Source organism: Streptomyces sp. NPDC052910 (assembly GCF_055585605.1).
In genome coordinates this window covers 586,286-597,585 of record NZ_JBVJJR010000004.1, presented here as the reverse complement: position 1 = coordinate 597,585, position 11,300 = coordinate 586,286, and the positions used below count along the sequence as shown (strand labels likewise).

The following is an 11,300-nucleotide window of genomic DNA, read 5'->3' as shown; positions in this document are numbered from 1 at the left end:
TCCACACCGACCGAGGCACCGACAGGTCAACCCGCGAACAACCCGGGCCCGGGATTCACCGACCACCCGGCACCCACCACGGAAACCCCCGCGCCAAGCGGGGCCTACCCCCCGCCGGACGGCATGGAAGCGCGCCCCGGCGGCTGGGGCGGAGCGCCCACCTCCACACCGACCGAGGCACCGACAGGTCAACCCGCGAACAACCCGGGCCCGGGATTCACCGACCACCCGGCACCCACCACGGAAACCCCCGCGCCGAACGGCGCCTACCTCCCCTCGGACGGCACGGCACCACACCCCGGCGGCTGGGGCGGAGCGCCCGCCTCCACACCGCCTGACGCGTCGGGAAGCCACCCGGCGAACGCCCAAGGGCCAGGGTTCACCGACGCCCCTGCGTCCGGCGCGGCAGCGCCCGCGCCGAGCGGGGCCTACCTCCCGACGGACGGCATGGAAGCGCGGCCGGGCGGCTGGAGCGGAGCACCCTCCTACGCGCCGGCCGAACCATCGGGGCACCGACCGGCGAACGACCCGGGCCGAGGGTTCGCCGACGACCCGGCCCCCGGCACGGGGACGCACCCGCCGAGCGGGGCCTATCTCCCGCCGGACGGCATGGCACCGCACCCGGACGGCCGCCACCACGCGCCCGCGTCCGCCGGCGCGCCGCCGGAGGCGTCAGGTCGCCGCCAGGCGGGCGGCCCGGGTGCCGAAGGCGCGTGGTTCGCCGGCGGTCCGGCGCCCGGCACCGGTACGCACCCGCCGACCGGGGCCTGCCCGCCGCCGGACGGCCCGGACGGTCGGGGCCGCGCCCCGGCGAACGGTGCCCGTCCCGCGCCGCCGGACGCGTCGGGCCGCCGTCCGGCCGACGGCTCCGGCGGCCACGCGGCGGAACCGTCGCTCCGCGAAGGTGCCAGGTACACCGGCCACCCGCAGGCGTACGCCTCGGGCGGGCTGCCGGCCGACGGCTCCGGCCGCTACGCCGCGGGTCACCCGGCCCCCGACGGCGCCCCGCGCGCCGACGGGCACGCGGGCGCCACCGGCCACCGGCCGGCGGACGCCTTCGGGCGCCACCCGGCGGACGCCCCGGGCCGGTCGCCCGCGGACGCCTCCGCCGGGTTCCCGCCGGCCGGTCCGGGATACGACGGCGCGTGGGACGCCGGCCACCGGCCGGACGCCCCGGGCCGGCCGCGGCCGGACCGCTCCGGGCCCTTCCCGGTGGACCCCTCGCTGCACGAGAGCTCCCGGCACGCCGGGCGCCGGCGGGAGACCGCGGGCCCGGCCGACGGCTTCGGTCACCACACCGCGGACCCCTCGGTCCGCGCGGGCACCGGCCGCCACGCGAGCCCCGCGGGCGACCCGCCGGTGCACGTCTACCCGGTCAGCCGTCAGGACCCTTACCGGGCAGGCGCTCAGGGCCACTTCCCCACCGACACCGCCGGCCCCTCAGGCCCTGCCGACCCCTCAGGCCACGAAGGTGCGCGGCGCGTCGGCCGCCACGGGAGCCCCGCTGGCCACCAGCCGGGCGGCCTCGGCGAGCCGGGACACGGCCTCGTCGGCGACCGGTCCGGTGACGGTGAACGGCAGCCGTACGTACCCTTCGAAGGCACCGTCCACGCCGAATCGCGGACCGGACGGCACGCGTACCCCCAGCCGTTCGCCGACCTGGGCGATCCGCGAGCCGGAGAGGCCGCCGGTGCGTACCCACAGGGTGAGCCCGCCCCTCGGGACGGTGAACTCCCAGTCGGGGAGCCGCGCTTCGAGGGCCGCGACGACCGCGTTCCGGCTGTCGAGCACTTCGGCGCGGCGGGCGGCGACGGCTTCGTCCCAGCCGCCGGTGTCCAGCAGCCCGGCGACGGCGAGCTGTTCCAGTACGGGCGTGCCGAGGTCGGCATAGGCGCGGGCCGCGACGAGGCTGCGGATCACTTCGGGGGCGGCGCGTACCCAGCCGATCCGCAGTCCGGCCCAGAACGACTTGCTGGCGGAGCCCACGGTGACCACCGTGCTGCCGGCCGGGTCGAAGGCGCAGACCGGGCGGGGCATGTCGAGCCCGGGTTCCAGGGCGAGGTCGGTCATGGTCTCGTCGGCGACCAGTACGGTGCCGGCGGACCGTGCCGCCTCGACGAGTTCGCGCCGCTGGGCCTCGGGGGCGAGGGCGCCGGTGGGGTTGTGGAAGTCGGCGATCACGTAGGCCAGCCGGGGGGCGGCGTCCCGCAGGACCTGCCGCCAGGCGGGCAGGTCCCAGCCGCCGAGCCGGTCGGCCATGGCGACGGGTACGAGCCGGGCACCGGCCTCACGCAGGAGCTGAAGGACATTGGCGTACGACGGTGACTCGACCGCGACCCGCTCGCCGCGCCCCGCGAGCAGCCGGCCGATGGCGGCGACGGCGCCCATGGCCCCGGTGGTCACCATGATCTGCTCGGGCATGGTGGGGATGCCGCGCGCGGTGTAGCGGTCGGCGAGGGCCCGGCGCAGGTCGGGGAGGCCGGCGGGGTAGTCGCCGTGGGTGTGCGCGTAGGGCGGCAGTTCCTCCAGCGCTTCCCGGAAGGCCCGGGTCAGCCAGGGCTCGGGCGCGGTCAGCGCGGCACAGCCGAGGTCGATCATCGAGCCGGAGGTCTCCGGCGGCAGAGGGTCCAGCGCCCGGGTGGGCAGTGGGCTCCCGGCGGGCACGGCGGTCCAGCTTCCGGCCCCGCGCCGGGATTCGAGGAACCCCTCGCCGCGCAGCGCCTCGTAGGCCGCGGCGACGGTGGTCCGGCTCACGGAGAGGGCGGTGGCGAGCTCCCGTTCGGCGGGCAGCCGGGCCGCCACCGGAATCCGGCCCTCCAGGACGAGCAGCCGGACGCGGTCGGCGAGCGAGCGGTAGGCGGGCGTGCGGCGGCCGCTGAGGGAGGTGACCCCGCTCCGCGTCTCGGCCCCGCTCTGGGCGTCCAGGAGGCGGGCTAGTTGCTGCGCCCCCACTGAGGCGGTCCACTGGCTCACGTTTGCGGTCCACCTTTCCGGAATTGGCCATGGATCATCATCGCTTACAGTCCACAGACTGCCATGTGACAGGCCACCCGCACCACCGCCGGGTCCGGCCGCGATTCTTTGGGGAGGGGCTGTGCCCACACCGACACGGGCCACGGCGACGGCCGTCGCCGGCCGTCTCGTCCGGCTCTACTCGGGCCTGGCGCTGTACGGCGCGAGCGCGGGGCTGCAACTGCGGGCGGGGCTCGGCCTGTCGCCCTGGGACGTCCTCAACCAGGGCGTCGCCCGGCACGCCGGGATCTCGATCGGCGCGGCGTCGATCCTCATCGGCGCGCTGGTGCTGCTGCTGTGGATCCCGCTGCGGCAGCGTCCCGGGCCGGGCACGGTGTCGAACGTCCTGGTGGTCGGTCTGGCGCTGGACGCGACGCTGGGACTGGTCCCCGCGCAGCACTCGTTCTGGACGCGGATCCCGCTGCTGGTCTTCGCCGTGGTGCTGTGCGGCGCGGCGACCGGGCTCTACATCTCGGCCCGCTTCGGCCCCGGCCCGCGCGACGGCCTGATGACCGGCCTGCACCGCAGGACCGGCCGCTCGGTGCGGCTGGTGCGCACCTGCATCGAGGTGGTGGTGCTGGTGACGGGTTTCGCGCTCGGCGGCTCGGTGGGCGCCGGGACGGTACTGTTCGCGGTGACGATCGGCCCGCTCGCCCAGTTCTTCCTGCGCCTCTTCGAGCCGGCCCGTACGGCACCCGTGATGACCGGAACCGTCCCGGCGGTGGAGACCGCCGGCGCGGTGGCGGGCACCGCCGGGGGCCCGGTCCGGGACCCGGCACACCGCCTCGCGGCGGACCCGGTGCGCCAGGGAAAGCCGCGAGCCGGTAGTGTACGCCTTTGACCCACCGGATGAACCGTTACTGCGCGTTTAAGTGCCGGGAACACTGGGTGACATCTGTTGTCAGATGTGACAAACCGGGCGCTGGTGGGTACAACAAGGGGCGGCACGACGGGCGACGCATGTCCCTCAACGGGAATCTTCACCGCCGACCGGACGTTGACCGGATGACGACGACAGCGACACCTGTCCTGTGGGCGACAAGCCCGGGAGGCACGAATTCATGAGTGAGCGAGCTCTCCGCGGCACGCGACTTGTGGTGACCAGCTACGAGACCGACCGCGGCATCGATCTGGCCCCGCGCCAGGCGGTGGAGTACGCATGCCCGAACGGCCATCGATTCGAGATGCCGTTCTCTGTAGAGGCGGAGATTCCGCCGGAGTGGGAGTGCAAGGCGTGCGGCGCCGTGGCACTCCTGGTGGACGGCGACGGACCCGAGGAGAAGAAGGGCAAGCCCGCACGCACGCACTGGGACATGCTCATGGAGCGGCGCACCCGCGAGGAGTTGGAGGAAGTGCTGGCCGAGAGGCTGGCGGTCCTGCGCTCCGGCGCCATGAACATCGCCGTGCACCCGCGGGACACCCGCAAGTCGGCCTGACCGGCCGCACCCGCACGCCACAAGGGCCCGGCCACCGCGAAGAAGCGGTGGCCGGGCCCTTGTGCGTCCGGGTGCCGGGCCCGCGCTCCGCTCAGCGCGGGAGCTGCGGGTCGTCCGCGCGCCGGGTGGCGGGCTCGTCCTCCCGTATGACCTCGCCCTGGACGACCTTGCCGTCCGGCGCGTGCTGCCGCCGGTGCATGCGCGCCTGCCGCATGGCGTCGCCCAGCGGGCCGGCCGCGCTCGCGCGCTCGATGCGGCGGGCCGCCGTCTTCCGGATGAGTGCCCGGGTGGGCGGGAACAGGCACAGCAGCCCGGCCGCGTCCGAGAGCAGGCCGGGGACCATCAGCAGCAGGCCGCCCAGCATGGTGAGGCCGTTGCCCTCACCCTCCGCCGACGGGGCGCCCTGCGCTCCCCCGGGCTGCATCGACCGCGTCAGCCGCTGCCAGGCGCGGCGGCCGGCCCGCTTGATCACGTACCCGCCGAGCACGATTCCTCCGGCCAGCAGCCCGAAGACGGCGAGGCCGCCGGCGGCGTCGGCGACCAGGATCAGGAGCCAGATCTCCAGGACGGCCCAGGCGGCGATGGCGAGCGGGAGGAGTTTTCGCGTCATGCGTCCAGTGTGCCTGGGTGGTGGGGGTTGCCCCTGACCCGCCCCTTCACCGATTCCCGGGGCTGCGCCCCGGACCCCCTTGTCGCGGCTCCGCCGCTCGTCCTCGAACTCCCCCAGAGGGGGCACCCCCGGACGGGCTGTATCGGCCCGTCCGGGGGGACCGCCGCGGGCGCGGGGCGCTAGCCCCGTCCGAGTGCCTTGCTCACCCGGGAGCCGACGCCCCACGACGTCACCCGCCACAACGCCTCGGCCACGATGTCCCGGCTCATCTTGCTGTCACCGAGAGCCCGCTCCACGAACGTGATCGGCACCTCCACCACATGGAAGCCCGCCTTCACCGCCCGCCACGCCAGGTCGACCTGGAAGCAGTAGCCCTGGGAGGCCACCTCCTCCATCCCCAGCCCCTCCAGCGTCTCCCGCCGGAAGGCGCGGTAACCGCCGGTGACGTCCCGCAGCGGGACGTCGAGCATCAGCCGGGAGTAGGTGGAGCCGCCGCGGGAGAGGAACTCGCGGGACTTGGGCCAGTTCACGACCCGGCCGCCGGCCACCCAGCGGGAGCCGAGCGCCAGGTCGGCGTTCTTGAGGGCGGTGAGCAGCCGGGGAAGTTCCTCGGGCTGGTGGGAGCCGTCCGCGTCCATCTCCACCAGGACGCCGTAGCCCTGGTCCAGGCCCCAGCGGAAGCCCGCCAGGTAGGCCGCGCCCAGCCCCTCCTTGCCCTTGCGGTGCAGCACGTGGACGTGGTCGTCGTCCTCCGCCAGCTCGTCGGCGAGCTTGCCGGTGCCGTCCGGGCTGTTGTCGTCGGCGACGAGTACGTGCGCCTCCGGGACGGCGGCCCGCACTCGGCCGACGATGGGCTTGATGTTCTCCGCCTCGTTGTAGGTCGGGATGATCACCAAGGTCGTGCCGAGCGGACCGAATCTCCGCTGACCGCCGTCGTTCACTGCTGGCCCTTCTTGTCCGACTTGTCCGAGGACTCCACCACTCGTCCCCGACGGCCGATCAGCAGCGCGGCCGCCCAGGAGAGAAGGCCCACCATAGCGAGCGCCCATTCGGGCGCCGCACCCGCACGGTCCGCGAGCGTCCTGCCGTCCCGCAGCGGGATCGACGTGGTGATGACCTCACGCGTGAACTCGGGCGCGCGCCGCAGCACCGTGCCGTCCGGGCCGACGACCGCGCTGATGCCGCTGGTGGCGGCGGTGACCACGGCCCGGCCGTGCTCGACGGCGCGCAGCCGGCTCATGGCGAGCTGCTGCTCGGGCTGGTCGGAGTGGCCGAAGGTGGCGTTGTTCGTCTGCACGACCAGTGCCCGGGCCCCGGCGTTCACGGTCTCCCGGACGATCTCGTCGTAGGCCACCTCGAAGCAGATGACGTCGCCGAGCCGGGCCGGGCCGACCTTCATGACGCCGGTGTGGTCGCCCGGGTAGAAGTCCCGGGGCACCCGCTGGAGCCGGGTGATGACCTTGCTGAGCTGCTCGCGGAACGGCACGTACTCGCCGAACGGCACCGGGTGCTGCTTGGTGTACGAGGCGCCGGGGCCGGTCTTCGGGTCCCAGACGATGCCCTGGTTGAAGACGTAGCCCGGCTTGCTGGGGTGGTCGACGAGCGCGCCGACGAGCACCGGCACCCCGATCGCCTTGGCCGCCTGGTCGATGCGGTCGTACGCCTCCTTGACCCGGAACGGGTCGAGGTCGGACGAGTTCTCCGGCCAGATGACGAGGTCGGGCTTCTTCGCCCGTCCCTCCTTCACGTCCTTCGCCAGTCGCAGGGTGGCGTTGACGTGGTTGTTGAGGATCAGCATCGGGCGGCCGAGGAAGTCCATGCCGGGCTTCTGCACGTCGCCCTGGACGACGGCGATGTTCACCGTGTCGTCCGCCTTGGTGGGCACCGGCACCGCGTACCCGGCCAGCGCCACGGCCCCGGCCAGGGCCGTCGCCTCCACCGCCGGGAGCAGGGCCTTCACCGCGAGCGGGCCGCCGACGCCGCGCCGGCGCCACACGGTGAGCCCCGCGAAGGCGAGCAGGCCGCCGGCGAGGGCCACCGCGAAGCTCACCAGCGGGGCGCCGCCGAGCGCGGCGAGCGGGGTGAACGGCGAGTGGGTGTTGGCGAAGGCCAGCCGGCCCCAGGGGAAGCCGCCGAACGGCACCCGGTCGCGCGCCCATTCCTGGGCCACCCACAGGCAGGCGCCCCACACCGGCCACCCGCGCAGCCGCGAGGTCCGGGCGAGCCCGGCACCGAGCGCGGCGACGAACAGCGACTCCGCCACGGACAGGCCGACGACGGCGTCGTACCCGACGACGTCCAGCCAGCGCAGCAGCAGGACGAAGAACGGCAGGGCGAGGACGAAGCCCGTCCACGCGCCCTGGCGGGCGGTGCGGCCGTGGGTCATCAGGGTCAGCGCGGCGACGCCGAGGACCGACAGCGGCCACACGTCGTACGGCGGGAAGGCGAAGGCCAGCACGATTCCGGTCGCGGCGGCCAGACCGGTGCGGGCGGCCTCGCGGCGGGCCGACGCGGCCAGCCGGGCGGCCCGGCCCGGGCGGGGCGCGGCGGGCGCCGGACCGGTGTCCGGCCGGCTCGCGGCCGGGTCGCCGGAGGTCTCGGCGGTGGTGTCGGAACCCGAGGGCACGGTCGCGCCTTCCTGCAGCTCGTTCAAGGGTCACGTGACCGTACCTCGTGGCGGGTACGGCCCGTGTCCAGGGTGCGGGAAAGCGGCGCGGAGGCCGAGAGGCGAAAGGCCCGGCCGCGACACGGCGGGCGGGCGGGGACGGCGGGTGGGGCTCGGTGTCCTTCGGGCCGGCCGGGGAACCGCTGGCTGCGGGTCGCCCTGGAACCGTTGTCTACTGAACGTCCGGGCCCCACCCGGGTCACACCTGCCGACCCGGCGGAACGTCCCCCGCCCCCGTGCGCTGGACCTGGCTCCCAGTGGCGGCGCGCCCGTGTGGCGCGCCACCCCGTGGCCCAGCGGCGTTCGACGACTGCGTGGAGTTCTCCGGTCGGGCGTCCTGTGGTGGACCCGGCCGAACCTACCTGCCCCGGACCGGACCCTGTCAACAGCGGCTTGACCTGCGTCGTTGTGCCAAATCAGCAGGTCAGTGCGGAGGGGGTGACGCAGTGCGACAGGCCGACCGCACGTCGTTCGGCGGTACGCGCGGCGCGGACGTCACCCGTTCGGCCGTTCTCAGGCGGCGTACACGGTCCGGCCGGCCACCACCGTGCGGACGCAGCGGGGCAGTTGACCGCCTGGCGTCAGCTCCGGCAGACCCGGGGTGCCGGACCGGGGGTCGGTCGACCAGTTGGCCACCCGGGCGTCCGGCACCTGCACCACCAGGTCGCCGGCCTCCCACACCGCGTAGTCGGCGGGCGCCCCCGGTACCAGCACGCCCGCGTCGTCCCGGCCGATCGCCCGCCAGCCGCCGCGGGTGTGCGCGGTGAACGCGGCACGCACCGAGATCCGGTGCCCGGGGGTGTGGTGGAAGGCGGCGGCCCGGATCGTCCCCCAGGGGTCGAGCGGGGTGACCGGGCTGTCCGAGCCGAGCGCCAGCGGCACGCCGGCGCGCAGCATCGCGGCGTACGGGTTGAGGGTGCGCGCCCGCTCCCGGCCGAGCCGCGCGGCGTACATGCCCTCGTCACCACCCCAGGCGGCGTCGAAGGCGGGCTGGACGGAGGCGGTGAGGGCGAACTCCGCGAAGGCGGCGATGTGCTCCGGCGTGAGCATCTCGGCGTGCTCGATCCGGTGCCGGGCGGCCCGGACACGGTCCAGGCCGACCTTCTCGGCCGCCGCCCGGACACCGGTGACGACGGCGGTGAGCGCGGCGTCGCCGATGGCGTGGAAACCGGCCTGGACGCCGGCCTCGGTGCAGGCGGCGACGTGCGCGGCGACGGTGTCGGCGTCGAGGTGCGCGGTGCCGGTGCCCCGGCCGTCGGCGTACGGCTCGTGCAGGCAGGCCGTGTGGGAGCCGAGCGAGCCGTCGACGAAGAGGTCCCCGGCCGCGCCGAGCGCGCCCAGCTCCCTGACCTTCGCCAACTGGTTCGCGGAGGTGAACGCCTCGGCCCAGTAGCCGACGACCCGGGGACCTGGCTCCTCGGCGGCGAGGCGCAGCAGCCCGGTCAGGTCCTCCTCGGACGAGATCCGCGGCCCCGCGCACTCGTGCACCGAACCGATGCCGAGCGAGGCCGCCCGGGCCAGCGCGGCGCGCTGCGCCTCGGTGCGCTGGGCGGGCGTGACGGCGGCGTGCGCCGTGGCGCGCACGGCGTGGTGGGCGTCGTCCGTCAAAGGCCCGTCGGGGGTGAAGCCGCGCAGGTCGCCCGCGTTGGGGACAAGGTCGAGGAGGGCGGTGGTGACCACCGCCGAGTGCACGTCGACCCGGGTGAGGTAGAGCGGCCGGCCGCCGGTGGCGGCGTCGAGCTCGGCCCGCGACGGCGGCCGGCCCTCGGGCCAGCGGGAGGCGTCCCAGCCGTGCCCGAGCAGGATCCGGTCGCCGGGGCGGGCGGTGGCGTACGCCCGCACGCGGTCCAGGGCCCCGGCGAGCGTCGCCGTCCCCGTGAGGTCGAGGCCGGTGAGGGCGAGACCGGTGGCGGTGGTGTGCACATGTGCGTCCGTGAACGCGGGGGTGACGAGGGCGCCCTGGAGGTCGATCACCTCGTCCACGCCGTCGGCGAAGGAGTCGGCGGCTCCTTCGGAGCCGACCCAGGCGATGTGGCTGCCTTCCACGACCATCGCGGTCGCGAAGGGGTCGGCGGGGCTGTGCACCTCGCCGTTGCGGAGGAGGGTGGTTCGGGGGCGCTCGCTCATGGGAACAGTGTGGCGTGGGGCGGGGGCGGGGAGTGCGCGGGGGTGGGTGGTGCCCCGGTCCCTCCCCCAGAGGGGGCACCCCCATTCACCGTTTCTTGCGGGGCGAGCCGCCGCGCCCCCGGGGCGGGCTGATTGCAGCCCGTCCGGCGCTTGAGGACGAGAGGCGAAGCCGCGATCAGCGGGGTCTGGGGCGCAGCCCCAGGAAACGGCGAAGTGGGGGTGCCCCCTCTGGGGGAGGGTCCGGGGCTCACCCCACCCGCGGCGGCCGCGCCTCGTAAGGCGTCGAGAGCACGATCGTCGTCCGCGTCGACACCCCCGCCAACGACCGGATCCGCGCCAGCAGATGCTCAAGCTCCAGCGGCGTGGCCACCCGCACTTTCAGGATGTAGTTCTCGTCCCCCGCGACGCTGTGGCACGCCTCGATCTCGGGGATCTCGGCCAGCCGGTCCGCGATGTCGTCCGGGGCGCTCGGGTCGAACGGCTTCACCGAGATGAAGGCGGTGAGCGGCAGTCCCACCGCCTCCGGGTCGACCACCGCCGCGTAACCGCGGATGACCCCGCGCTGTTCGAGCCGGCGCACCCGCTGGTGCACCGCCGAGGTGGACAGGCCGGTGGCCTTGCCCAGGTCGGTGTAGCTCATCCGCCCGTCCTTGACGAGCAGTTCCACGATCTCTTTGTCGAGCTCCTCCACACCGGTCAACCTACTGCGTCGCGTGGGCCCCGGCACAGTCGGCGCCCCCGCGGGCGCGCGGAACGCGTGACGAACGCCACAGTCCGCGCCCGTGTCCCCCCGGCGGGGGTGATTACCCCGGACCCTCGACGGGAAGTGCTTGCTGTGGCCGGGGCCGAGACGCCCCCGCCAGGCCCAGCCGAGGGGGAAACGAAGATCATGCCGAGCCTGGAACGCCTCGAAAACGACGGCGACAGCAGCCCGTACGGCCCCGACGAGCCGACGGAGCTCACCACGATGTTCCGGGTGACCTGCCCGGACTGCGCCCGCCCGATCGCCCTGCTGGCGGACGAGGACGAACTTCCGGAGCACGCTCTCTGCCCGTCCCCGTGGAATCCGTTCGGCCTCACGGTCTGCCCGGGTTCGGGGCGCGCCGTGGAGGACGCGGAGCCGACCGGGGAGGACGAGGGCGCGCTGGAACTGGACACGGCCCTGTTGCTCACCCTGCCGGAGAGCCTGGACTGGCGGAGGCAGCCGTTCTCGCACATCGGCGGGCCCGGCTCGCGGCCGGTGCGGGTGCCGGAGACGCGCGGGCGGGGCTGAGACGAGGCCCCGCGCTGTCGGGTCCCGTGCCGTCCCGCTCCTGGCACGGCACGGGACCGCCCGGGCGCCGGGGGCCGCCCGTCGCCGTCCGGGGGGGCAAGGGGCAACCGCGTACGCGCCGGGGTGACGGGGCGGGCGGAAGGCCGTCCCGCTCACCCCGTCGCATCCCGCCGCCGG

The 11,300-nt window shown here is 75.1% G+C and carries 9 protein-coding genes; 3 read left to right on the top strand and 6 right to left on the bottom strand.

Annotation, left to right across the window (positions count from 1 at the left end; genetic code table 11):
• Nucleotides 1-1,458: 1,458 nt before the first annotated feature.
• Nucleotides 1,459-2,973: an SCO1417 family PLP biosynthesis transcription factor gene (locus ACZ6X9_RS19020; RefSeq protein WP_469779127.1), complete on the bottom strand. Its 1,515-nt coding sequence runs from the start codon at nucleotides 2,971-2,973 to the stop codon at nucleotides 1,459-1,461.
• Nucleotides 2,974-3,094: 121 nt separating this feature from the next.
• On the opposite strand from ACZ6X9_RS19020, the gene yczE reads away from it, so the two are divergent.
• Nucleotides 3,095-3,853: a membrane protein YczE gene (yczE, locus tag ACZ6X9_RS19015; RefSeq protein ID WP_469779126.1), complete on the top strand. Its 759-nt coding sequence runs from the start codon at nucleotides 3,095-3,097 to the stop codon at nucleotides 3,851-3,853.
• A gap of 220 nt (nucleotides 3,854-4,073) precedes the next feature.
• On the top strand, nucleotides 4,074-4,448 hold the full coding sequence (locus tag ACZ6X9_RS19010; protein ID WP_004948858.1) for an RNA polymerase-binding protein RbpA: 375 nt from the start codon (nucleotides 4,074-4,076) through the stop codon (nucleotides 4,446-4,448).
• Between the two features lie 91 nt (nucleotides 4,449-4,539).
• Here the strand turns inward: ACZ6X9_RS19010 and fxsA are convergent, their stop codons facing one another.
• From fxsA to ACZ6X9_RS18985, 5 genes are all read right to left on the bottom strand, one after another.
• A complete protein-coding gene (gene fxsA, locus ACZ6X9_RS19005) occupies nucleotides 4,540-5,058 on the bottom strand; it encodes an FxsA family membrane protein (RefSeq protein WP_469779125.1) in 519 nt (172 codons plus the stop codon).
• Between the two features lie 179 nt (nucleotides 5,059-5,237).
• The gene (locus ACZ6X9_RS19000) at nucleotides 5,238-5,999 is read right to left on the bottom strand and encodes a polyprenol monophosphomannose synthase (RefSeq protein ID WP_469779124.1); all 762 of its coding nucleotides are present in this window, start codon (nucleotides 5,997-5,999) and stop codon (nucleotides 5,238-5,240) included.
• A complete protein-coding gene (gene lnt, locus ACZ6X9_RS18995; protein WP_469779123.1) occupies nucleotides 5,996-7,711 on the bottom strand; it encodes an apolipoprotein N-acyltransferase in 1,716 nt (571 codons plus the stop codon). The genes ACZ6X9_RS19000 and lnt overlap by 4 nt, the downstream gene beginning before the upstream one ends.
• A gap of 525 nt (nucleotides 7,712-8,236) precedes the next feature.
• A complete protein-coding gene (locus ACZ6X9_RS18990) occupies nucleotides 8,237-9,850 on the bottom strand; it encodes an amidohydrolase (RefSeq protein WP_469779122.1) in 1,614 nt (537 codons plus the stop codon).
• Nucleotides 9,851-10,097: 247 nt separating this feature from the next.
• Nucleotides 10,098-10,541, bottom strand: coding sequence for an Lrp/AsnC family transcriptional regulator (locus tag ACZ6X9_RS18985; RefSeq protein WP_004948875.1), 444 nt, complete (start codon nucleotides 10,539-10,541; stop codon nucleotides 10,098-10,100).
• A gap of 198 nt (nucleotides 10,542-10,739) precedes the next feature.
• Here ACZ6X9_RS18985 and ACZ6X9_RS18980 point away from each other — a divergent pair, with 198 nt between their 5' ends.
• Nucleotides 10,740-11,123: a hypothetical protein gene (locus ACZ6X9_RS18980; RefSeq protein WP_469779121.1), complete on the top strand. Its 384-nt coding sequence runs from the start codon at nucleotides 10,740-10,742 to the stop codon at nucleotides 11,121-11,123.
• The last annotated feature ends 177 nt before the right edge of the window (nucleotides 11,124-11,300 follow it).

Coding starts and splice junctions, on each gene's coding strand:
- ACZ6X9_RS18990 (WP_469779122.1), bottom strand. CDS start 9,850: ATGAGCGAGCGCCCCCGAACCACCCTCCTCCGCAACGGCGAGGTGCAC.
- fxsA (WP_469779125.1), bottom strand. CDS start 5,058: ATGACGCGAAAACTCCTCCCGCTCGCCATCGCCGCCTGGGCCGTCCTG.
- ACZ6X9_RS18980 (WP_469779121.1), top strand. CDS start 10,740: ATGCCGAGCCTGGAACGCCTCGAAAACGACGGCGACAGCAGCCCGTAC.
- ACZ6X9_RS19010 (WP_004948858.1), top strand. CDS start 4,074: ATGAGTGAGCGAGCTCTCCGCGGCACGCGACTTGTGGTGACCAGCTAC.